Origin of the sequence: Escherichia sp. MOD1-EC6098, from assembly GCF_002965865.1 — a bacterium.
GTDB lineage: Bacteria > Pseudomonadota > Gammaproteobacteria > Enterobacterales > Enterobacteriaceae > Escherichia > Escherichia marmotae.
In genome coordinates this window covers 175,801-199,230 of record NZ_PTSN01000009.1, presented here as the reverse complement: position 1 = coordinate 199,230, position 23,430 = coordinate 175,801, and the positions used below count along the sequence as shown (strand labels likewise).

23 protein-coding genes are annotated in these 23,430 nt (G+C 47.2%); 8 read left to right on the top strand and 15 right to left on the bottom strand.

Features of this window, described 5'->3' with window-relative positions:
- The 3 genes from C0K55_RS26590 to gadW all read left to right on the top strand — a co-directional run.
- Positions 1–123, top strand: a 123-nt coding sequence (locus C0K55_RS26590; RefSeq protein WP_001684489.1) for a hypothetical protein, incomplete at its 5' end; no start/stop codon positions are given.
- Between the two features lie 355 nt (positions 124–478).
- Positions 479–1,303, top strand: coding sequence for a DNA-binding transcriptional regulator GadX (gadX, locus tag C0K55_RS12105; protein ID WP_105266390.1), 825 nt, complete (start codon positions 479–481; stop codon positions 1,301–1,303).
- A 367-nt stretch (positions 1,304–1,670) separates the two neighbouring features.
- Entirely contained in the window at positions 1,671–2,399 is a 729-nt protein-coding gene (gene gadW / locus C0K55_RS12100) for an acid resistance transcriptional activator GadW (RefSeq protein ID WP_105266391.1), read from the top strand.
- 36 nt (positions 2,400–2,435) lie between these two features.
- Here the strand turns inward: gadW and C0K55_RS25925 are convergent, their stop codons facing one another.
- The 5 genes from C0K55_RS25925 to hdeD form a co-directional block, all read right to left on the bottom strand.
- A complete protein-coding gene (locus C0K55_RS25925; protein WP_032141470.1) occupies positions 2,436–2,651 on the bottom strand; it encodes a hypothetical protein in 216 nt (71 codons plus the stop codon).
- A gap of 113 nt (positions 2,652–2,764) precedes the next feature.
- Entirely contained in the window at positions 2,765–5,878 is a 3,114-nt protein-coding gene (gene mdtF / locus C0K55_RS12090) for a multidrug efflux pump RND permease MdtF (RefSeq protein ID WP_105266392.1), read from the bottom strand.
- A 24-nt stretch (positions 5,879–5,902) separates the two neighbouring features.
- Positions 5,903–7,012 (bottom strand): multidrug transporter subunit MdtE, encoded by a 1,110-nt coding sequence (mdtE, locus tag C0K55_RS12085; RefSeq protein ID WP_306173773.1) that lies wholly within the window; start codon positions 7,010–7,012, stop codon positions 5,903–5,905.
- Positions 7,013–7,424: 412 nt separating this feature from the next.
- On the bottom strand, positions 7,425–7,952 hold the full coding sequence (gene gadE, locus C0K55_RS12075; protein ID WP_000576682.1) for an acid resistance transcriptional activator GadE: 528 nt from the start codon (positions 7,950–7,952) through the stop codon (positions 7,425–7,427).
- A 714-nt stretch (positions 7,953–8,666) separates the two neighbouring features.
- The gene (gene hdeD / locus C0K55_RS12070; protein ID WP_000965682.1) at positions 8,667–9,242 is read right to left on the bottom strand and encodes an acid-resistance protein HdeD; all 576 of its coding nucleotides are present in this window, start codon (positions 9,240–9,242) and stop codon (positions 8,667–8,669) included.
- Positions 9,243–9,496: 254 nt separating this feature from the next.
- Here hdeD and hdeA point away from each other — a divergent pair, with 254 nt between their 5' ends.
- The 3 genes from hdeA to C0K55_RS12055 all read left to right on the top strand — a co-directional run bounded on the left by hdeA (position 9,497) and on the right by C0K55_RS12055 (position 10,983).
- Entirely contained in the window at positions 9,497–9,829 is a 333-nt protein-coding gene (gene hdeA, locus C0K55_RS12065) for an acid-activated periplasmic chaperone HdeA (protein ID WP_000756548.1), read from the top strand.
- 116 nt (positions 9,830–9,945) lie between these two features.
- Complete coding sequence (gene hdeB / locus C0K55_RS12060) at positions 9,946–10,272, top strand: acid-activated periplasmic chaperone HdeB (RefSeq protein ID WP_001517295.1); 327 nt, start codon at positions 9,946–9,948, stop codon at positions 10,270–10,272.
- Positions 10,273–10,335: 63 nt separating this feature from the next.
- Entirely contained in the window at positions 10,336–10,983 is a 648-nt protein-coding gene (locus C0K55_RS12055) for an MgtC/SapB family protein (protein WP_105266405.1), read from the top strand.
- A gap of 52 nt (positions 10,984–11,035) precedes the next feature.
- On the opposite strand, the gene C0K55_RS12050 is transcribed toward C0K55_RS12055, so the two are convergent.
- The 6 genes from C0K55_RS12050 to shuT are packed head-to-tail and all read right to left on the bottom strand — an operon-like array spanning position 11,036 to position 16,256.
- Complete coding sequence (locus C0K55_RS12050; protein WP_001517293.1) at positions 11,036–11,806, bottom strand: heme ABC transporter ATP-binding protein; 771 nt, start codon at positions 11,804–11,806, stop codon at positions 11,036–11,038.
- Entirely contained in the window at positions 11,803–12,795 is a 993-nt protein-coding gene (gene shuU / locus C0K55_RS12045; protein ID WP_000910396.1) for a heme ABC transporter permease ShuU/ChuU, read from the bottom strand. The genes C0K55_RS12050 and shuU overlap by 4 nt, the downstream gene beginning before the upstream one ends.
- Positions 12,796–12,845: 50 nt before the next feature.
- Positions 12,846–13,469 carry an anaerobilin reductase gene (chuY, locus tag C0K55_RS12040; protein ID WP_105266393.1) on the bottom strand — a complete coding sequence of 208 codons (624 nt, stop codon included), beginning with the start codon at positions 13,467–13,469 and terminating at the stop codon, positions 12,846–12,848.
- Positions 13,469–13,963, bottom strand: coding sequence for a heme utilization cystosolic carrier protein HutX (hutX, locus tag C0K55_RS12035; protein WP_001517292.1), 495 nt, complete (start codon positions 13,961–13,963; stop codon positions 13,469–13,471). Before hutX ends, chuY begins: the two co-directional genes overlap by 1 nt.
- 12 nt (positions 13,964–13,975) lie before the next feature.
- On the bottom strand, positions 13,976–15,313 hold the full coding sequence (gene hutW, locus C0K55_RS12030) for a heme anaerobic degradation radical SAM methyltransferase ChuW/HutW (RefSeq protein ID WP_016249320.1): 1,338 nt from the start codon (positions 15,311–15,313) through the stop codon (positions 13,976–13,978).
- Between the two features lie 19 nt (positions 15,314–15,332).
- Positions 15,333–16,256 carry a heme ABC transporter substrate-binding protein ShuT gene (shuT, locus tag C0K55_RS12025; protein ID WP_010381027.1) on the bottom strand — a complete coding sequence of 308 codons (924 nt, stop codon included), beginning with the start codon at positions 16,254–16,256 and terminating at the stop codon, positions 15,333–15,335.
- 776 nt (positions 16,257–17,032) lie between these two features.
- On the opposite strand from shuT, the gene chuA reads away from it, so the two are divergent.
- Both chuA and chuS read left to right on the top strand, forming a co-directional pair.
- Positions 17,033–18,922 carry a TonB-dependent heme/hemoglobin receptor ChuA/ShuA gene (gene chuA, locus C0K55_RS12015; RefSeq protein ID WP_306173772.1) on the top strand — a complete coding sequence of 630 codons (1,890 nt, stop codon included), beginning with the start codon at positions 17,033–17,035 and terminating at the stop codon, positions 18,920–18,922.
- 48 nt (positions 18,923–18,970) lie between these two features.
- Positions 18,971–19,999, top strand: coding sequence for a hematinate-forming heme oxygenase ChuS (chuS, locus tag C0K55_RS12010; RefSeq protein WP_001017197.1), 1,029 nt, complete (start codon positions 18,971–18,973; stop codon positions 19,997–19,999).
- A gap of 61 nt (positions 20,000–20,060) precedes the next feature.
- Here chuS and C0K55_RS12005 read toward each other — a convergent pair whose 3' ends face one another.
- The 4 genes from C0K55_RS12005 to arsB all read right to left on the bottom strand — a co-directional run bounded on the left by C0K55_RS12005 (position 20,061) and on the right by arsB (position 23,407).
- Complete coding sequence (locus tag C0K55_RS12005) at positions 20,061–20,591, bottom strand: helix-turn-helix domain-containing protein (RefSeq protein ID WP_000478606.1); 531 nt, start codon at positions 20,589–20,591, stop codon at positions 20,061–20,063.
- A 142-nt stretch (positions 20,592–20,733) separates the two neighbouring features.
- The gene (gene slp, locus C0K55_RS11995; protein WP_001044202.1) at positions 20,734–21,300 is read right to left on the bottom strand and encodes an outer membrane lipoprotein Slp; all 567 of its coding nucleotides are present in this window, start codon (positions 21,298–21,300) and stop codon (positions 20,734–20,736) included.
- A 379-nt stretch (positions 21,301–21,679) separates the two neighbouring features.
- Complete coding sequence (arsC, locus tag C0K55_RS11990) at positions 21,680–22,105, bottom strand: glutaredoxin-dependent arsenate reductase (RefSeq protein WP_000065763.1); 426 nt, start codon at positions 22,103–22,105, stop codon at positions 21,680–21,682.
- Positions 22,106–22,117: 12 nt separating this feature from the next.
- Positions 22,118–23,407 (bottom strand): arsenite/antimonite:H(+) antiporter ArsB, encoded by a 1,290-nt coding sequence (gene arsB, locus C0K55_RS11985; protein ID WP_016249316.1) that lies wholly within the window; start codon positions 23,405–23,407, stop codon positions 22,118–22,120.
- Positions 23,408–23,430: the final 23 nt, after the last annotated feature.

Here is a 23,430-nt window from a genome sequence, read left to right as displayed (position 1 = left end):
CGTGGCTTCGAAATGGACTTCGCTGAACTGTTGCTGGAAGACTACAAAGCCTCCCTGAAATACCTCAGCGATCACCCGAAACTGCAGGGTATTGCCCAGCAGAACAGCTTTAAACATACCTGATAACAGGGCGTTATAATAATCTTTGCCCCGGTTTGAAAACCGGGGCATACGTTCATTAGCGCAATATTAATATTATATTGATTTTGTATTCATGGCGTTGTTAAGTTGTATCTAATATAAATCTTTCTAAAATCAAACAAAATGACGCCAGTAGATCATTTGTTTTGTATTAATCTCCTTACGTTGGTACTTTCGATTTTTTATTATAAATTCAATGCTCTTACACAATTTTCCTTCACATTTAATCAATTCCCCTGTCAAAATTGTTTAAATTTATTTGCCAATAAATTTGACTTAAGATGGCGGCGTGCTACATTAATAATCAGTAATATATTTATGTTATATTAAGTCAACTATGCAATCACAATATGGGAATTGTTTAATTGCGTACGCAAAACATAAATTTATTCTCACTATGTTGAATGGTGAATATCGCTGCTTTAATGGTGGTGATGTGGTTTTTGCGGATGCAAGCCAGATCTTGATTGATAAGTGTGTAGGTAACGTCGTATTAGTCACGAAGGACACACTTTCACTATTTCTCCCGATGCTCAAGGAGGAGACGCTAAATCTTTATACCAATAAAAAAGCTCCTTCGTTAGTTGTTCATCATTGTTCCAGAGAGATCCCTGTTTTTCAGGAAGTTGTACATCTTTCGCAAAATCAAGATCTCCGCTATGGTGAGATATTACGTAAAAGAGCATTAACATTTGCGTTATTGTCTATTTTTCTTGAAGATAAACAGTTTATACCACTGCTTATGAATATTTTGCGACCGAATATGCGAACGCGGGTTTGCACGGTCATCAATAATAATATTGCTCATGAATGGTCATTAGCACAGATTGCCAGTGAGTTATTGGTGAGTCCGAGTTTGTTAAAGAAAAAATTGCGTGAAGAAGAGACATCGTATTCACAGTTACTGACTGAATGTAGAATGCAGCGGGCGTTGCAACTGATTGTTGTTCATGGTTTTCCAATAAAACGAGTAGCCGTATCCTGCGGTTATAACAGTGCGTCGTATTTTATTTATGTCTTTCGAAACTATTATGGTATGACGCCGACAGAGTATCAGGAGCGAATAGCGCAGGGAATACTGAATGGTGACCCGATAGCAAGTTTTGTTGGGCAGGGAAATTTTTACAGTTCTGAACGCCATGCTGAAGGGATAAGACTCTGATTCTTTACTCAGACATAAAAAAAACCCGGCATAGGGGACCGGGAAGAGGATAGTCTGCCGTCTCCAGACTAATAAACCGTTATAACGCTCCTTGTTGACACGGGAAACTTTGTGCTCTCAGTAAATAAAATATAACTTTAATTGTCGATAATATCAGCCATTTTTTTATAAACATAAGCTATACGCTTTCTTAAAATATATTGCTGACGCATTTACTTATTAGTAATTAGCTGTTATGTACACTGCGCTATGGCTGGCTTTTGGTCCTACCAATTTTGGCAGTTTTGGCTCACGGAGTGAATCATTCATCATTTCATTTGTATACTGAAATTGTAATGTTCGTGGTAATGGAATATAAGGGCTTGTCATGGCACATGTTTGTTCGGTGATCCTCACCTGTCGCTCATTTGATATATACCATGAGCAGCAAAAACTATCTTTGTATAAAGATAGTATTCTACTGATAGAAAAAAATATGGCGGAGAGTTTTGACTTTAATGAATCAAATGTCCGCAGGCTGGATATTGATGAACGAATAATTACTCATTACTTACACAATGTCCGTTCACCGTTCCGGTGTTTAGGATTGCACAATAAAAAAAAGCTGTTAGTTAACATGACCCCACCGATGCCGTTGGTTACAGCAATATTCGATAGTTTTACTAAAGAGGACATTGCTTCAACGACATTAAATAATATGCTCTATTTCTCCTGCCTTTCGATGTTTTCACGAAATAAAGAGCTGATTCCATTCCTTTTTAATAGCATTAGTACCATTGCAGGAAAAGTTGAACGCATTATTAGCTTTGATATTGCCAGACGCTGGTATCTGCGTGATATCGCAGAAAAGATGTATACCAGTGAAAGCCTAATCAAAAAGAAGCTACAGGATGAAAACACCTGCTTTAGTAAAATATTACTGGCCTCGCGAATGTCGATGGCCAGACAATTGCTCGAGTTACGACAATTCCCGCTACCGATGATCGCAGAAAAATGTGGCTATAGCAGTACGTCGTACTTTATTAACACTTTCCGCCAGTATTATGGCGTAACACCACACCAGTTTGCGCAACAGTCAACAGGGACTTTTTCCTGACTTCATCTATCATTCGAAAGTCGGTCAGGATCTGCTTTACGCTTCATGTAAAAATCTTTTCCCATCCATATTTGCCGGGGGCACCGGCAAGTTCTCTTTGGCAGTTCGCAAACGGATATTAGTATTTTCAGGAGGAAAAGGTGCAGCATGTTTGGAGTTATTAAGCTGATTATTCATATAATTACGGGAATGCTGGTTTGTGTCGTACTGTTCAAGTTGATGACCAATGGCTGGAGTGGTTTCTACTTTCAATGCTGTTTGCTAAGTCTGGTATTCCTGATGGTTAGCTGGTTGTTGAGTAGTGAATGGTTGTCAGGAAAGAGTAAGGCAGAACATTCACGTTCAGCCTTACTCTCATTCATACGTTACGCTTTTTTAAAGCGGGCAAAGAGATGTTCCACAACGACGAAAAAGACGGGAACGAAGTAAATCGCCAGTACGGTTGCTGCAAACATCCCCCCCATAACGCCTGTACCGACCGCATTTTGTGCGCCGGAACCTGCGCCATGACTGATCACCAGTGGCAGTACGCCAAGAATAAAGGCCAGAGAGGTCATCAGGATCGGGCGTAAACGCATCCGCGCCGCTTCGATAATCGCCTCTACCGGTGTCTTCCCTTCTTTCTGCATCATCTCAACCGCAAATTCGACGATCAGGATGGCGTTCTTGGCTGAAAGCCCGATGGTGGTCAGCAAACCGACCTGGAAGTAGACGTCATTGCTCAGGCCGCGCAGGTCAGTTGCCAGTAATGCGCCAATAACGCCCAACGGAACAACCAACATCACCGAGAATGGAATTGACCAGCTTTCATACAACGCGGCGAGGGCGAGGAACACCACGACCAGTGAAATGGCATACAGCGCGGGTGCCTGGTTGGACGATAACGCTTCCTGATACGACAGCCCAGTCCAGGAGTAGCCGACGCCCGCCGGAAGTTTAGCCACCAGTTCTGCCATAAACTTCATCGCGTCACCGGTACTTTTTCCAGCAGCGGCCTCCCCTAAAATCTCCATCGACGGAATGCCGTTGTAGCGTTCCAGTCGCGGCGAACCGTAGGTCCATTCTGTTGAAGAATAAGCGGAAAGCGGTGCCATCGTGCCGGAGGCGTTGCGTACATACCACTGGTTGATGTTGTCCGGCAGCATACGGAACGGTGTTCCTGCCTGGACATACACTTTTTTCACACGCCCCTGGTTGAGGAAGTCGTTCACGTAGCTACTGCCGAAGGCGGTAGAGAGGGTCTGGTTGATATCAGACAGCTCCACGCCCATCGCTTCGGCTTTCGCGGCGTTGACGTTCACTTTGAACATTGGCGTATCTTCCAGGCCGTTCGGGCGAACCGCCGTTACCTGGTCAGGCGATTGTGCTGCCAGTGACAGCAACTCGTTTCTCGCCTGAGTCAGCTTTTCGTGCCCCAGGTTGCCGTTGTCCAGTAGTTCCATATCAAAACCTGATGCTGTACCCAGCTCCGCTACCGCAGGTAAGTTGAACGGGAAAATCACCGCTTTATTGATACTGCTCAGAGCCACCATCGCCCGCTGAATGATTGCGGTCACCGAGTTTTCCTCACCGACGCGTTCAGACCACGGTTTCAGGCTGATAAATGCCAGACCGTTGTTTTGCCCCTGGCCGCTAAAGCCGAAGCCGCCAACGGTAAACACCGACTGGACATTATTTTTCTCTTTTGTCAGATAGTAATCGGTTACTTGTTGCAGCACTTTAGTGGTGTTAACCATTGTGGAACCTGACGGTAACTGCGCCGTGGTCATAAATACCCCCTGATCCTCTTCCGGTAAGAAAGAGGTCGGTGTACGCAGGAACAGCACCGCCATCCCGGCACAAATCAGCAGGTATACCACCATATAGCGACCAGTGCAGCGCAACAGTGAGCGGGTACTGTCGGTATAGTGCTGAGTCGATTTCTCAAACAGATGGTTGAAGCGTTCGAACAAGGCGTTCGGTTTGTGACCGCCTTCCGGTGTGGCTTTCAAAATGGTGGCGCAAAGGGCTGGGGTCAGACTCATTGCCACAAACACCGAAAGCAACATAGAGGAGATCAGCGTAATGGAGAACTGGCGATAAATTTCCCCGGTTGCGCCGCTCATAAAGGCCATCGGCATAAATACCGCAGAAAGAACAACGGCAATCCCGACCAGCGCACGCTGGATTTGCCCCATCGATTTATGCGTCGCTTCTTTCGGTGGCAGTTTATCTTTCGCTATCACGCGTTCGACGTTTTCTACCACCACGATGGCATCATCCACCAAAAGCCCTATAGCTAACACCATCCCAAACATGGTGAGGGTGTTGATGGTAAAACCGACCGCCGACAAAATCGCAAATGTGCCGAGAATAACGACCGGCACGGCGATCGTTGGGATAATCGTAGCGCGAATATTTTGTAAAAACAGATACATGACCAGGAAGACGAGGATGATAGCTTCAACCAGCGTTTTGAAAACTTCCTGAATTGAAATTTTGATAAATGGTGTGGTGTCGTAAGGGTAAACCGTTTTCAGGCTGGCGGGGAAATAGGCTGATAATCGGTTTAACTCCGCTTTTACCGCCCGCGAGGTATCAAGGGCATTCGCTCCGGCAGCCAGCTTGATAGCAATCCCGGCAGCAGGTTTGCCGTTATAACGCGCCACAGTGGAATAATCTTCTGCCCCCAACTCGATGCGGGCAACGTCGCGCAGCAATACTTGCGAACCATCTTGCTGCACTTTCAGCAGGATTTTGCCAAATTCTTCCGGCGTTTGTAGACGCGTCTGCACAATGATTGAGGCGTTCAGTTGCTGGTCTGCCGCCTGTGGCATCCCCCCCAGTTGACCACCGGAAATCTGGTTGTTCTGTACCTTGATTTGGGAAATAACATCAGAAGGAACGAGACTGTATTTATTGAGTTTTTGTGGGTCCAGCCAGATACGCATGGCGTACTCTGACCCAAAGAGCTGCACGCTACCGACGCCCGCGGTACGGCTTAGTGGATCCTGGAGGTTAGAAGCCACATAGTCCGCGATATCGTATTGGTTGAGACTACCGTTATCAGAAATAAACGCCGCTACCATCAGGATGTTGCTGCTCGACTTATTAACGCTGATCCCTTGTTGCTGCACCGCTTCTGGTAACGAAGGCATCGCGAGTTGCAGTTTATTCTGCACCTGAACCTGCGCAATATCGGGCGATGTTCCCGTTTCAAAGGTCAGGGTGATGGAAGCATTGCCTGCCGCATCGCTGGTTGATGACATATACATCAGGCCATCCAGCCCATTCATATTTTGTTCGATCACTTGAGTGACCGAGTCTTCTACCGTTTGCGCATCAGCCCCCGGATAGGTAGCGCTGATGGTGATGGTCGGCGGCGCAATCTGCGGATACTGCGCAACCGGTAGGTTCATGATCGCCAGCCCACCCGCGAGCATCATAATAATGGCAAGTACCCAGGCAAAAACCGGGCGATCAATAAAATAGTTAGCCATGAAAGTCCCCTTAAGCCTGCAACGTTACTGTTTCGATTCGGTGCTGGCGTTTTCCTGGCTGGAGGAAATTGCGCGTGCTTTGATACCTGGATGAATGCGTTGCAAACCGGAAACGATCACCCGATCGCCAGCTTGCAAACCAGAGGTAACAACCCACTGATTTCCGATGGCTTTGGTTGCGTCAATTTCGCGTAACTGTACAACATCGTCTTTATCCAGAATGAGCGCCGTTGCTTTGCCCTGGGAGTTATGGGTAACGCCTTCTTGCGGTACTAACAACACATTCTGCCGACTACCTTCATCTACCAAAGCCGTGACGTACATACCAGGCAGCAAGTCACCATTCGGGTTGGGGAAAATTGCACGCAACGTGACGGAGCCGGTGGTTTCATCCACTGTCGGGTCGGAGAATTTCAGCGTGCCGGTCTGGCTGTAACGTTTGCCATTTTCCAGGTTAAGCTGCACTGGCGTACTGCCCTGAACCTGTTTGATTTGCCCACTGGCGACTTCCTCTTTCATGCGCAAAAAATCCTGCACTGATTGGGTGAGGTCGACATAAATCGGGTCCAGACGCTGCACGGTTACCAGAGAGTCTCCCTGATTAGCGGTGACTAATGCGCCGACGGTCACCGACGATTTTCCGCTGACGCCAGTAATGGGCGAGGTGACATTAGCGTATTGCAGATTGATGGTTGCCTGCTCAACAGCCGCTTTGGCGACGGCGACATTGGCTTCCGCTTCATTCAGTTGGGTGCGCGCGGTGTCGTAATCCTGGCGGCTGACATAGTTGGTTTTCAGCAACGATGCCTGGCGATTGAAGGTGATGCGGGCATTGCTGGCGGTGGAGAGGGCTTTCGCCAGCGAACCTTTCGCGGAGTTCAGCTCTGCCTGCAATGGAGCAGGGTCAATCTGATAAAGTGAATCCCCCTGGTTGACCTTATCACCCTCGATAAAGTTGCGTTTAATGATAATGCCACCCACCTGGGGGCGTATCTCGGCAACTTCATAAGGAACGGTTCTGCCGGGCAGTTCGCTCATCACATTGACCGAACCGGGGGAGAGCGTCACTACCCCCACTTCAGGCGTCATAGCGGCGGCATTTTCCGCCGATTTGTCATCGCAGGCGGTGAGCATCGCGCTGCAGAATAACAACGGTATTAACAGTTTTCTTTTTCTGTTCATTTTAGTCCCTGAAAATTCGTGAGAAATAACGGTTCTTTGAATTACGCGCGGGGAGAGGTATGAGGGATTTACAGACCAGCGGCATAATGCAAGCCATGGGGTTGTAAGCCAGCGAGGGAACATGTAGGCAGAGCGACCAATATAGTGACGCGAATGGCAAAAAAAATGTTGCCGTTCTGCCGACAGTCTCTGCCTGCATCCGGGCAACGAAGGTTTCTACTGGTGGATACACATACCAGGGGAATAAGCTCGTTTTTGCTTCTCCTTTGGTTATCACCGGGAGTAATGGAGTCAGCATTTGCATCCCTCGTCATGCCAGCCATTAATTTCAGGCAATTATCGCTGGGCCACATCGACTCCTTATTTAGAAATAAGAAGAGATCCCCAGAGTCACGATGTCGCTCATACGTCTAAGTTTCAGCTTGTACATGATATTGAATTTCTGGATCTTTAATGTTTGTTGAGAAATATTCAGTGTTGACGTGATATTACTTTCATTTTTATTTTTCAGAATCAGTTGCATGATTTTGAATTGATTATGCGAGAAACATAATTGAGAATTCTTATGGGGCAAGTGTTTTCCATAGGTAATATCAAGCAGAGTGTTAATGCTTTCTTTGCGGCTGATAAAATAAATAGGTGACTGACTTTTAAGTTTACTGATGTGATAAGGTGCCAGAACAATGATTCTTTCGGCATCTAATTTCTCAAGAAACTTAATCGCTTCTTCATCAAGGATATGATTATGATAGGTATCAATGATCACCTTGAATGGTTTGTTGCCTATGCTTTTTATCTCTGACAGGGAGTTGATTTTTATCATTTCGTGATTATCTTTCAACTGCAAAAAGCCCTGTAAAAGAAAAGAATCCTTCGTCATGAGAAAAATCATAACTTGCTCCTTAGCCGTTATCGTTTCGAACATGTTGTCCTTTTCATTATTTACATCCATGTCCGAATATGGTGTTCAATATAGTAAACGCCTATAAGAACTTTGCCCTTCGTGAACTAATACGTCTATTAACACTAATCAAAACTTCAGATTTATCCATTACGTACTCCATATATTGATCCTAGGTAATATTCCTGGTTGTTATCAATTTGTGATTAGTAAACAGAATATTAACAGTTTGCAGGAATCTACCCAAGAATAAGTTATAATTTATCCGTTTGTGATCTCTGAAGAATATTACTAAAGTTAAAGCGTAATCCGATTTAAATATTGAGTCTCCTTGTTTCTATTTAAGCTGGCAATTGGATTGCCAGCTTTCTTTTAGTGCATTGATAGTGCAAAAACAAACCCCAGACTGTACCCATAGTATCGATGTTTATGGAACCTTCAGTTCACTTTCTCACAGCACTTCTAAAACATTAAACCTGACAACGAAAAATATCAGCCATGATAATGTTTGAAATGGCTAATTTGCTGCAAAATAAAGAAAAATATAAAATTTTCAAATGGTTGGTTTAATCGTTGTGTGATAGTTATTTCAACAATAGTACGTAATTTATCAAAGGAGTAATGCGGTGATGTGAATATTGCCAGGATCATAGTTATTATACGTAACTATGATCCTGGCTAAAAAATGGAGCAGAGATAGGTCTGCTAGTTATTATTTTTTACGAACAAACTAGCAAAGCTGAACAGGCTGGCAGCGCTAAATATCAGTTCGATCCCTACCAGGGTTGACACCAATGTCACAGAAACCATTGGCGTTGCGCCAAGGAAGATCCAGGCAATGACGATATCCAGCACGCCAATAACGAGTTGTAACCAACTGCCTTTCATTGAGCGCTGGCGATACCAACTCATCAGGCGAATAACCCCTGCGACACAGAACAATCCTGCAATAAACGCCGCAATGGCGAAAATCCCCAGTTCTGGTGCACGGATGAAGAAATAGCCGATCAATAAATAGGCTATCGCCACGAGGAAACCCGATAATACAGGCCAGAAATTATGACTGCGGTTGCTGAATAATCCAACAATAAGCGCAATACCCGAACAGATTAATAATACGCCAACGACTGTGCTTAGAATGTCGCCAGAAACAAACGGGAAACTGATACATAACAAACCGACGATAAACAGCAGCACGGCAATAAACTGGATCGCTCTGCGGTGCTTTTTAAGCATCTCCAGATCAAATTTTAAAATTGTTGCCTTATCTATATATAACATAGAACCACCCTATAAATTTAAGAAGGAAAACCCCTGCTATCAATCTATGCCAAAAATGCATCAGAGAATGCAGTTGATTTAATAAAAATTTCCTAATTACTGTGCTTGATGACTATGTAACCTATTGTATTATAATAAAAATATCTGATTTTGATATTTTGTCTCAACATGACATACCCAGAAAACCAGGTTATAACCTCAATGTCGAAATTGATTCGTGACGGCTCTTTCACTTTATAGTTGAGGATATTACGATGAAAAAAGTATTAGGCGTTATTCTAGGTGGTCTGCTTCTTCTGCCTGTAGTGAGCAATGCAGCCGATGCGCAAAAAGCAGCCGACAATAAAAAACCGGTCAACTCCTGGACCTGTGAAGATTTCCTGGCTGTAGACGAATCCTTCCAGCCGACTGCAGTCGGTTTTGCTGAGGCTCTGAATAATAAAGACAAACCAGAAGATGCGGTTTTAGATGTTCAGGGTATTGCAACCGTAACGCCTGCTATCGTTCAGGCTTGTACCCAGGATAAAAAAGCCAGCTTTAAAGATAAAGTTAAAGGCGAATGGGACAAAATCAAGAAAGATATGTAATTAAGGGAATGCGTTACATCGTATTTCCTTAAATATTGAACAGGCCGGAATACCTTGCGTTAAAAGCAGGTGATCCTCCTGTTCATATGTAAATTATTTATTGAATGGGTTGTAAAATGAATATTTCATCTCTACGTAAAGCCATTGTTTTCGTTGGCGCTGTAGCAGCTCTGTCACTGGTGAATGCGCAATCTGCACTGGCTGCTAATGAATCTGCTAAGGATATGACTTGTCAGGAATTTATTGACCTGAATCCAAAAGCAATGACACCTGTTGCATGGTGGATGTTGCATGAAGAAACAGTTTATAAAGGCGGTGATACTGTAACCTTAAACGAAACTGACCTGACTCAGATCCCTAAAGTGATTGAATACTGTAAGAAAAATCCGCAGAAAAATTTGTATACCTTCAAAGATAAATTGGCAAATGTCCTGCCGAATTAACAGGAATAAAGCAAAAAGGAGTAGCAAGTTGAGCCATCTTGCTGCTCCTTTTTGCGTTTTTATATGACTAGCGAATTCATTATTCGTTTGATCCTGGCCGCAATTGTTTGTGGTGCTATTGGCATAGAAAGGCAAATACGCGGCAAAGGTGCTGGTTTACGTACCCATGTCTTGATTGGTATGGGCAGTGCGCTGTTTATGATTGTGTCGAAATATGGTTTTGCTGATGTGCTGGCGTTCGACCATGTCGGGTTTGATCCCAGCCGTATTGCCGCTCAGGTCGTCACTGGCGTCGGGTTTATCGGCGCGGGGAACATCCTCGTTCGTAATCAAAATATTGTCGGTTTAACTACCGCTGCGGATATTTGGGTAACAGCAGCGATCGGTATGGTGATTGGCAGCGGCATGTATGAACTGGGGATTTACGGTTCTGTAATGACCTTATTGGTGCTGGAAGTCTTCCATCAATTAACCTTCCGCCTGATGAGCAAAAATTATCATTTGCAGCTTACGTTGGTGAACGGTAATACAGTGTCGATGCTCGACTGGTTTAAGCAGAAAAAAATAAAAACAGATTTAGTTTCGTTGCAGGAAAATGAAGATCATGAGGTGGTTGCTATTGATATCCAGCTTCATGCTACGACGCCGATAGAAGACCTGTTGCGATTACTAAAAGGAATGGCAGGGGTGAAAGGTGTTTCAATTAGCTGATGTTCATAATAGTTAATTCGACAGGAGTACCAGACTGGCACTCCCGTCGAATTTAATGATCGAGGACGATCAGTGGCGAATGATTAGCGGGATCGCTTAATACTGTAATATCCGCGCCGTAGAGCGTAGTTAGCGCCTGCTGCGTCAACACATCTTGCGGTTTGCCATTTGCGACAACTCTGCCTTTTTGCATTAATACGACACGGTCAGCATAACGGGCAGCAAGATTAAGATCGTGCAATACGCAGCAGACGTTAAATTGCCGTTCTCGAACTAACTGACGTAATAAACGAAATAGATGTTGTTGATGGTGAATATCCAACGCCGAAGTTGGTTCATCAAGAAATAACCATTTTGGCGAGGGTATTGCTTCCCAGAGTTGCACCAGCAGGCGAGCCAATTGCACACGCTGTTGTTCGCCGCCGGATAATTGCCGGTAGTCGCGGTTAGCTAACGACTGACAGTCACATAACGCCAGTATTTGTGCCGTTTCATCACCCTGATTACCGGTACGATAAGGATGTCGCCCCATCTGGATCACTTCTTGTACGCTGAATGGAAATGCCATATGGCTATTCTGACGCATCACGGCCCGGTGTTTCGCCAGTTCGGTAATTGACCATTCATTTAATGGCTTATTAAACAACCGGCATTCGCCGCTATCAGGTTGAAGATAGCCGGTTAGCTGGCGAAGCAGCGTGGATTTTCCCGCACCGTTAGGGCCGAGAATGGCAACAATTTCTCCGCCGGGAAAAGTCAGCGAGACATTGTCAGTCAGACGTCGCCCATGAAGGCTATAAACCAGGTTTTTGGCGCTGATCATGCGATCCTCCGGTTACGCAGAATCAACCACATAAAATAAGGCCCACCAAGCAGACTGGTTAATAATCCTACGGGCATTTCTGCTGGTTGTACCAGCGTGCGGGCAAGTGTGTCTGCCATCAGTAACAAACAGGCTCCGGCGAGGGCAGAGCAAGGGATTAGCCAGCGGTGATTCGCCCCGGTCGTCATGCGAATCAGATGCGGGATCACCAGGCCAATAAAACCGATAATGCCGCTTACCGATACCGCAGCACCAACCAGCAGCGAGCTAATCAACAGTAATTGTTGGCGTTTACGCTTTACGTTCACGCCGAGGTAATGGGCTTCTTCATCACCAAGTTGCAGCAAATTCAGCGTCCCGGCGAGACAGGTTGTTGCCATAATGGCTGGCAGAATGAATGAACTGGCGACCAATAATGTCGGCCATTGCGCCTGACCGAGATTGCCCATCATCCACAACGTGAGTTGTCGTAGCTGCTGCTCATCGCCTATATAGCTCAGTATGCCGATCGCCGCACCGCACAGGGCGTTGATGGCGATCCCGGCGAGTAACAATTGCATCATGCTGCCATCGCGATGGCGCTGTGTGATGAGAAAAATGACGGTGCAGACCACTAAACTTCCGGCGATGGCAAACACCATTTGCTCATAGAGCACCAGCACCACAGGGAAGGAAAAGGGCAGGACAATTGCCACGCCAACCATTAATGCTGAACCGCTACTGACGCCGAGCAATCCTGGGTCAGCCATGGGGTTGCGAAAAAGCCCCTGCATAATTACCCCAGCGGTTGCCAACGCTGCGCCTACCAGCACTGCCAGTAAAACGCGTGGCAGGCGAATATTCAGCCAGATATCGCGGTATTCCTCATCAAGAAGGGCGCTAAAGCTGATTTTTAACGCTCCCTGACTGGCACCGAACAGCACCAGGGCAAGCAATAATAGTGATAGCCCCATAAAGACACTGGCGGAAGAAAATGAATCCTTGAGCACGTAAAACTCCGTTATGACGTTGCGGCGCGGAGAGCCTGCGCCGCATGGGATTACGCCGGTTTCAGGCCCGGTTCAATCAGACTGTAGATCTGCTTATTGAGTGCTGGCGCGTTTGCCAGTTCATGAATGTGTGCGGCAACATCGGCACGGTGGACAAAACCATGACACTCCTGATTTTGTATCCGTTGTGCTTTGCCTGTTGCTGCGCCGTCAAGCAGTCCGCCAGGGCGGAGAATGGCGTAGTCAAGCCGGCTGGTTTGTAGCCAGCTTTCCGCCAGTGTTTTTTCCCGTACCGCCTGACCAAACACGGCTTTTGCCCGCTCCGATAAGAACGGCCAGCTATCGCCGCATCCCAAAGAAGTCACCAGAATCATGCGTCTGATGTCTGCTTTTTCGGCTTCATCAATCACTGTTCTGTGCGCCAGATAATCCTGTGCGCCACCCATTGATGAGATGACAAGCGCATCCGGACCCGCAGCGCGACAGGCGGCTGCGACTATGCTGGCGTCACAAGCGTCACCAGTAAAAACCTGTACGCCTTGTTGCGCCAGCCTCGTGGCGGCATCGGCATGACGAACGACAGCGACGACCGGACGTTGTTCCGCCAGTGCCAGTTCGAGCGTTCTGGCTCCAACCCCCTTTCCGCCTGCGCCAAAGAGTAGCCAGGGCGTCATCAGGCGTGTTCCTTCAGAGATGCCGCCAGAGTATGGAAGGCGCTGACTTGTTCACTCAGGAGCTGACGATGCTCATCCCGACCGAGGAAAATTTTCAGCATGGCGTTGCCTTCTTTATTGAAAAAGAGAATAGAGGCGGTATCCATGCCCATAAATTTACGTTCGATCAAGGCAATATGCGTGCAGTTTTCTGCTTTGATATGCCCGGACATGCCCTGTTTTCCGCGCAGGTTGAAATAGCCGTGGCGATGGAAACCGGAAGGTAGTTCGCCGCTAAATTCGAGGATCACATCAGCGGTATGCACCAGCGTGGTGACCTTGCCCCATTCGCAGACGGTATCCCAGACAGTATCGAATTTATCGCCTGGCACGATTGTCGGGGAGGGGAGGTTTTTCACCACTTCCAGCAGTGAGGTATTGTATTGTTCGGCAATGGCCTCCAGCGTACCGTCTGGCTCCGTTTTCAAAAATTCCTGTAACGAGACATGGCTCATAAGTCACTCCTGTTATGGTTTTTCAAGCGCAATCGCTGGCGCATTAAGTATCTGAATTAGCTCATTAAGAGACTGCAAAATGTTGCTTGCCCAGAAACGACCTTCATTGGTCAACCGCAGGCAAGTTGAAGCATCGCGGCTTAAGCCTTTTTGGTGCCACTGAGCCAGTAACGGTGCGAGTTTTTCGGCATGTGGCGTAAGTTCGTCCAGCGGTACACGCGCCGTTTCAATACCCGACTGCAAGGTATGACGCCACTGCGCGTTACGTTCGGCGTTACGCATGAGCATCATCAACGGTTTTTTGCCTGCCGCGACGGATTCATGCCAGGTCTGAAGATTGCGTTCGTTCATCCAGGAGTAACCATTAATCGAACCGCCTGCGCCGGAACCAAAGGCCAGACAATCGGCACCTTGCTTAATCAGCAAGTTATAGAGATTGCGTTCGCGTGTGGTGCGGCCCCAGTGGCTGTTACTGATGCAGCGCCAGCCCGCGTCTTCCATAAAATCACATCCTTGCAGGTAAAGATCGCGACGTTCTGCCGGAGAGGGCACGGTAGTGCGCCCGTTTTCCACGGCTTTGCCCAGCGGCGTGTTGGGAAGGACGTTGAGCGCATAGAGATCGACGCCGTCGAGGCCGATATCACGGGCAATAGCCAGATCTTCTCCCCAGGTTTGTGCATCCTGACCAGGCAGGCCAAACAGCAGGTCGCAGACCACCGCAGCACGGTCGCGTTTGACCAGGCTTTCCATAAACGCAATGGCAGTTGGGCCATCTGAGGTGCGTGCCATCTTCTTGCGGATTTTGCTGTTAAATGACTGAATGCCAATCGAGAAGCGGTTTGCTCCCGCATCAAGGCAAGCGTCGATTCGGTCAGCGTCAAAATTCAGCACCCGGCCTTCAATCGTGATTTCGCAATCAGGTGCCAATGGCAGCTTTTCTCGTAATGTGGTGATGATTCTGGCCAAATCGCGTGCCGAAAGCGCGGAAGGCGTACCGCCACCGAAATAGACCGCATGGATGGGCGCGGACTGATGCAATACGTTGTCTGACTCCAGTTCGATTTCTCGAATCAGGGCGTCGGTATAATGAGCACACGCATCTTCATTAAAACGATTCTGATAAAAACCGCAAAACGTGCAGTGTGTCGCACAAAATGGAATGTGCAGATAAACCAGTCGTTTACGTGGTGTTGCTGTTTGGTTGATCATCGCTTGCCAGGTTTGCGCCAGTTGCTCTTTGGCGACCGGAATAGCCCCGCGAAATGGCATCATGGCGCGTCTGTCTTTAAATGGCTGCGTACCGTCTAAAGCAAAATGTGGTTTGAGATCTAACGTAGTATTCGTATTCATATGTCTGATTCAAATCCATTTATTGCGGCCAAAGTTGCTGGTGTAACGACTCAACGACATCAGCAATACGCGGGCCCATTCCCAGAATCAGGTTTTGATCAACGGTGATAATACGCTGGTTCTTCCAGGCGGCAGTGTGGGTAATTCCGGCAATAGAACGCAGACGATTAATATCGCCATCGACCATTTGTGAGGTTACGACAATCACTTCAGGGTTAGCCGCAATCAGCGATTCCGCGCTGTAGCTTTTGTATTGCTGGTGGGTAGCGACGTTTTCTGCTCCGGCAAGCGACAAAATGGCGTCTGCGACGCTGCCTTTACCGGCAACCTGTGGCGCACTGCCGCCAGCAGAGAGAATAAACATCGCTTTAACCGGGGCTTTTTTTGCCGCCACGCTTTGCTGTACTCGCTCCAGGCGTTGATTAATTTGTGTCACCAGCGCGTCACCTTGTTCAGGAACCTGTAACGTTTTTGCCAGTTGATGAATGTTGGCGTACATCTGCTCAAGGGTGGCGGGTACACGCGGCAGAGTGACGACATTGACCTTTTGCGCCCGTAGCTGGTCGAGCACAATTTGCGGTCCTGCATCCTGCCAGGTAATTACGCTATCCGGGCGAAGTGACAAAATGCCTTCGCTGCTTAGCTGTTTCCAGTAGCCAATATGCGGCAGTTTGGCGGTTTCTGGTGGATAAGATGTCGTTTCATCGACACCAACCACGCGGTCGCCAGCGCCCATCGCGTAGATCAGCTCCGTCAGTGATCCTCCTGCGACCACAATGCGTTCGGCAGCCGTTGCACTAAAGGCCCAGCTAAGTGCCAACACTGCCGTAAACAGTTTTTTCATGGGGATACGTTTTACAGTGGTCTTCGCGGTGGAGGCCATAACTGAAATACATAACGTTAGTGGGGAAAAAAGAAACAGCCTGTTGGTGATCCTTGGCATCATATGAGAACTCGTATCAAATTGAGAATGATCATGATTATCATTTGAGTTATATATGAAACACAACCATCGATTCAATACACAAGGTGTTACAAGCGTATTTATTTTTGATTTTTATCAAGATGCTTCGTCAGCTAACGTTATTGTTGCCGACTAAATTTCAGGGCGGGAAAAAGCGGAGATCTCAGGGATATTGCGGCTTACAGAGCGAAGAGATGGGGAAATTATTGCCGTTAACGACAAAGCTTCGTGATGACGCCGTGAGGAATTACCACAAGAACAGGATGGTTTCCAGGAGACAAGATAGATTTCATAACCCCCTGTTTATTGTGCTAATAGCGGTTAAAAAAAAGCTTGATCATAAAAAATTGATCGATAATAATTCTCATTATCACGCTTGGCTTTAACAAAATATGACTATATGGATAACAAAATCATAGCTTTTGCGAAGGATAACGCACAGCACTCTTCACTTCAGACGTGGTGTACCACTTTGCCTGACAAAGAGGGCGTGCTTTTGCGCAATGGTCAGAAATACCAGGTAATTTCACGGGATATAAACGCCAATTAACTCACCCGGCTAATACTATCGCGTTGAATCACAAATAAATTTATTTTTCGCCAGCCACCCCGGTTTTTACCCAGGCAGCCAGCATTTTTTATTTTCCTCATGGAGAATCGCTATGTCACGTCCGCAATTTACCTCGTTGCGCTTGAGTTTGTTGGCTTTGGCTGTTTCTGCCAGCTTGCCGACGATTGCTTTTGCTACTGAAACCATGACCGTTACGGCAACAGGGAATGCACGCAGTTCCTTCGAAGCGCCAATGATGGTCAGCGTTATCGACACTTCCGCCCCTGAAAACCAAACGGCTACGTCAGCCACCGATCTACTGCGTCATGTTCCAGGGATTACCCTTGATGGTACTGGGCGTACAAATGGACAGGATGTGAATATGCGTGGCTATGACCATCGCGGCGTGTTGATCCTTGTTGATGGTGTTCGTCAGGGAACCGATACCGGGCACCTGAATGGGACTTTCCTCGATCCGGCGCTGATCAAACGTGTTGAGATTGTCCGTGGACCTTCGGCATTACTGTATGGCAGTGGCGCATTGGGAGGGGTTATCTCCTACGATACGGTCGATGCAAAAGATTTATTGCAGGAAGGACAAAGCAGCGGTTTTCGTGTCTTTGGCACTGGCGGCACGGGAGATCATAGCCTGGGGTTAGGCGCGAGTGCTTTTGGGCGAACGGAAAATCTGGATGGTATTGTGGCCTGGTCCAGCCGCGATCGTGGTGATTTACGCCAGAGCAATGGCGAAACCGCGCCGAATGATGAGGCCATTAATAACATGTTGGCGAAAGGGACCTGGCAAATTGATTCTGCCCAGGCTCTGAGTGGATTAGTGCGTTATTACAATAACGACGCGCGCGAACCAAAAAATCCGCAGACCGTTGAAGCTTCTGACAGCAGTAATCCGATGGTTGATCGTTCAACGATTCAACGTGATGCGCAACTTGCTTATAAACTCGCGCCAGTGGGCAACGACTGGTTAAATGCCGATGCAAAAGTTTACTGGTCGGAAGTCCGTATTAATGCCCAGAACACGGGGAGTTCCGGCGAATATCGTGAACAGACAACAAAAGGTGCCAAACTGGAGAACCGCTCCACGCTGTTTGCCGATAGTTTTGCTTCTCACCTGCTGACATATGGCGGTGAGTATTATCGTCAGGAACAGCATCCGGGCGGTGCGACAACGGGCTTCCCGCAAGCGAAAATCGATTTCAGCTCCGGCTGGCTACAGGATGAGATCACCTTACGCGATCTGCCGATTACCCTGCTCGGCGGAACCCGCTATGACAGCTATCGCGGCAGCAGTGATGGTTACAAAGATGTTGATGCCGACAAATGGTCGTCTCGCGCGGGGATGACTATCAACCCGACCAACTGGCTAATGTTATTTGGTTCGTATGCCCAGGCATTCCGTGCGCCGACGATGGGTGAAATGTACAACGATTCTAAGCACTTCTCGATTGGTCGCTTCTATACCAACTATTGGGTGCCGAACCCGAACTTACGTCCGGAAACCAACGAAACTCAGGAATACGGCTTTGGGCTGCGTTTTGATGACCTGATGTTGTCCAATGATGCCCTGGAATTTAAAGCCAGCTACTTTGATACCAAAGCGAAGGATTACATCTCCACAACCGTCGATTTCGCGGCGGCGACAACCATGTCTTATAACGTCCCGAACGCCAAAATCTGGGGTTGGGATGTAATGACGAAATATACCACTGACCTGTTTAGCCTTGATGTGGCCTATAACCGTACCCGCGGCAAAGACACCGATACCGGAGAATATATCTCCAGCATTAACCCGGATACCGTTACCAGCACCCTGAATATTCCGATCGCCCACAGTGGCTTCTCTGTCGGCTGGGTTGGTACGTTTGCCGATCGCTCAACACATGTCAGCAGCAGTTACAGCAAACAACCAGGCTACGGCGTGAATGATTTCTACGTTAGTTATCAAGGACAGCAGGCGCTCAAAGGCATGACCACCACTCTGGTACTGGGCAACGCCTTCGATAAAGAGTACTGGTCACCGCAGGGTATCCCGCAGGATGGTCGTAACGGAAAAATTTTCGTGAGTTATCAATGGTAATCATCAGCCCCGATATTTCGGGGCATTTATCTGGAAGGAAGAGAGACAATGAACCACTACACACGCTGGCTTGAGTTAAAAGAACAAAATCCCGGAAAGTACGCGCGTGACATCGCAGGTTTAATGAATATCAGCGAAGCAGAACTGGCATTTGCCCGTGTCACGCACGATGCGTGGCGGATGCGCGGCGATATTCGTGAAATTCTCGCGGCGCTGGAAAGCGTTGGCGAAACCAAATGTATCTGTCGTAATGAATATGCTGTTCATGAGCAAGTTGGGGCATTTACCAACCAGCATTTGAACGGCCATGCCGGATTAATACTCAATCCGCGCGCGCTGGATCTGCGTCTGTTTCTCAACCAGTGGGCCAGTGTTTTCCATATAAAAGAAACCACGGCTCGCGGCGAACGTCAGAGTGTTCAGTTCTTTGATCATCAGGGCGATGCGTTACTGAAAGTTTATGCCACCGACAATACCGATATGGCGGCATGGAGCGAGCTTCTGGCGCGTTTTATTGTCGAGGAAAATACGCCGCTTGAGTTAACAACGGTTGATGCACCTGCTGCGCATAGCAACGTCGATGCCAGTGCTGTAGAGCAAGAGTGGCGTGCGATGACGGATGTTCATCAGTTTTTTACGCTGCTCAAGCGGCATAACCTGACGCGCCAACAGGCGTTTAAACTGGTGGCAGACGATCTGGCCTGCAAAGTCGCCAATAGTGCGCTGGCGCAGATTCTGGAATCCGCCCAGCGAGATGGCAATGAGATCATGGTGTTTGTTGGCAACCGTGGCTGCGTACAAATTTTCACGGGTGTGGTAGAAAAAGTGGTGCCAATGAAAGGCTGGCTGAATATTTTCAACCCAACATTTACTCTTCATCTATTAGAAGAGAGCATCGCTGAAACCTGGGTTACCCGTAAACCGACCAGCGATGGCTACGTGACCAGCCTGGAATTGTTTGCCCATGATGGTACGCAGATTGCGCAACTTTATGGTCAACGTACAGAAGGCGAACAAGAGCAAGCGCAATGGCGTAAACAGATTGCGGCACTGACGCAAGAAGGCGTTGCTGCGTAACGTGTCATTGTCCGGAGGTCTGGCTGTCGCCGGGCCTCTTTATAAATATCGGCTGGAGAATTCAGACCAGATAATCAATATGTTGATGCCGTACCAGTTCGTTGATCCGCCTGAGGTTGAGGATCATCATAATATTGTGTTTATGGCAGTAGAATGTTTTTAATGAGATTTTTAGTTTTCCCAGAATATCTTCTGTCGTCATTTGATTTGCAATGCAGGTCAGAACCTGATGCTGTTTGCGCGAGAGTGACACATCCGCTTCTGGCGCAGAACAGTAACTGCCATTGAGCAGCGCGACAAAGTCAATAATCGTAATATTTCTCTGAACAAAAGTTACCGGGACTTTCCCCAGACAGCGTTTAATATTAAACGGCGAGAAAACAATGACATGGACAGGTTGCAGACGTTCAATTTTGTTGAGCATTGATGAGTGGAATACATTATTCATTAATGTATCAATAATCACCAAAGCACTCTGATGCAACGTTAAGTCAATCTCTTCTTCGTTCTGTATATGAACGACATTACCCTTACTCAAAATATTTTTCATTGCGGTGAAAAACATGATGTCTTTGGTAATTATAAGAAACATAACCGACTCCTGTTGCGAGCATTAACTTCATAATCAGGTTGCCAAAGGTAATAAACAGGGCAGGACTTATAATTATAGTTGTATATTAATATTCATATTAAAGATGCAGATATTTGGGAAATATCTGCATCTTTAAACTAAATTATTTCACCAGTTCTGGCGTTACCTGGCTAACCGCATTGGTGTAATAAGGTGCGCCCCAGCCGGGTTCTGGCCAGAATGCGCCGTAGCCGTAATCCCACAGGTTGTAGGTGGTGTTGACCACTTCTCTCAAATGCCACACCTGAATCCCCTGTACATTCACGTCAACGAAGTTATACGGGACTTTATTGATAAAACCTGGCTGTTCGCCCTGAATCGTGCCGAGAACGGTGACAAAGTGGTTACGGTAGTTCACTGGGTCAAGGAAGCCATTTTGTCTGGCGAGCAGGCGACCCTGATAGTTGGCTTCAATTTCAGGTTTGGCATAGCTATCCAGCGGTAATACGGCGATTTCTAACAACGTATCTGTTTTGCCGTTAATAACGTTGATAACCTTACCGCCAAAGCGTGCCTGTTGACCAACATACAAATTTGGTTGGTTATGAACAGCAACAAAACTTTTTTGAATATCAGGTTGGTTATTGCCTTTGATATTTTGCGGAATCGAACTACATGCGGCAAGAAAAAATGAAAGGCTGAAGATGAGTGCACCTTTTGTCTTGTTCATGTTACTATCCTTATCAACAAATGTTAAAACCATAATAGATATTTCTTTATGGTTTTCATCCAATTCTCAGGTGATATGCCTGATAGTAATGTAAACCTGTCTGATATTTATATCTTGAACATTAGTCCCAGAGAGAGCATTGCTGTGTGATGTTATTACCCGTCTATTTATAATACTAGTCCTTTATTTAACTATTTTAATTAAATTGTTTTTTCTCTTATGGAACATAGAGTGCTAATTATTATCATTATGGTGATAACTGTTTATTAAAAGGGAAACTATTTATCTGTGAGGGCAGGAAGCGCAATTTACTGAAATTGCACGATCTCGCATCCGCTAAGAAATGATACGCGCTGCGTCAACGAGTCGCCCCCTTTGTTTATTTTAATCGTTTACCTGAATCATCAACCACTTTCTCACCGTCTTCTTTGGTGAACGCCCCTTTCTGAGCATCCGGCAGGATCTCCAGCACTACTTCCGAAGGGCGGCACAGCCGGGTTCCCAACTGTGTTACCACAATTGGACGGTTAATCAGAATCGGGTGTTGCAACATAAAGTCGATTAACTGATCGTCAGTAAATTTATCGTCTGCAAGACTCAGTTCTTCATATGGTTCAACGTTTTTACGCAGCAGCGCGCGTACCGAAATTCCCATATCGGCAATGAGTTTGACCAGCTCGTCACGAGCCGGTGGGGTTTCCAGATAGTGGATAATAGTCGGTTCTGTACCGCTGTTGCGGATCATCTCCAGTGTATTACGCGACGTGCCGCAGGCCGGGTTGTGATAAATGGTAATGTTGCTCATATCAGTATCTCATTACAAAGTGAAAGAGAGACGTAGCGCCAGCGTGACCAGCGTTACAAACAGCACCGGCAGGGTCATAATAATTCCTGTACGGAAGTAATCCCCCCAGCTAATCGTCATATTCTTCTGCGAAAGTACGTGCAACCAGAGCAGTGTTGCCAGGCTACCAATTGGCGTAATTTTCGGCCCCAGATCGCAGCCAATAACGTTGGCGTAAACCATCGCTTCTTTGATCACGCCAGACGCCGTGCTGCCATCAATAGACAACGCACCAACCAGTACCGTAGGCATATTGTTCATAATAGAAGAGAGGAAGGCGGTCAGAAATCCGGTGCCCAGCGTCGCGGCCCACAGACCGTTATCTGCCAATACATTAAGTACGCCAGAAAGGTATTCTGTTAGCCCCGCATTGCGCAGGCCATAAACCACCAGATACATGCCGAGTGAGAAGATGACAATCTGCCAGGGTGCGCCGCGTAGCACTTTACCCGTATTGATAGCATGGCCGCGTTTAGCGATTACAAACAAAATTAGCGCGCCCACTGCCGCAATGGCGCTTACCGGGATACCGAGCGGTTCCAGAACGAAAAATCCCGCCAGCAAAAGCAATAAAACAACCCAGCCCGTTTTGAAGGTGGCAGGATCTTTAATTGCTTCGGCGGGAGGTTTCAGCAATGCCATATCGTAGTTCTGTGGAATATCTTTGCGAAAGTAGAGATGCAACATCACCAGCGTGGCCAGTATTGCGGCGATGTCCACCGGCACCATGACCGAGGCATATTCGCTAAAGCCGAGGCCAAAGAAATCTGCCGAAACGATATTTACCAGGTTGGATACGATAAGCGGCAGGCTGGCGGTATCGGCAATGAATCCAGCCGCCATGACGAATGCAAGCGTTGTGCCTTTACTGAAACCTAAAGCCAGCAACATGGCGATAACGATCGGCGTCAAAATAAGTGCCGCGCCATCATTGGCAAACAGAGCCGCAACGGTCGCACCGAGCAGGACTATCCAGGTAAACAGCAAGCGGCCACGCCCATGACCCCAACGTGAAACATGCAGCGCCGCCCATTCGAAAAAACCGGATTCGTCCAGCAGCAGGCTGATGATAATAACGGCAATAAATGCAGTAGTCGCATTCCAGACAATATTCCACACCACAGGAATATCGCCCGGATGTACCACACCCGTAACTAACGCCAGTCCCGCGCCCAACGCCGCACTCCAGCCGATGCCTAAACCTTTCGGCTGCCAGATAACCAATATGATGGTCAGGACAAAAATAGCGCCTGCCAGTAACATAATGCCTCCCTGAAATAACATAT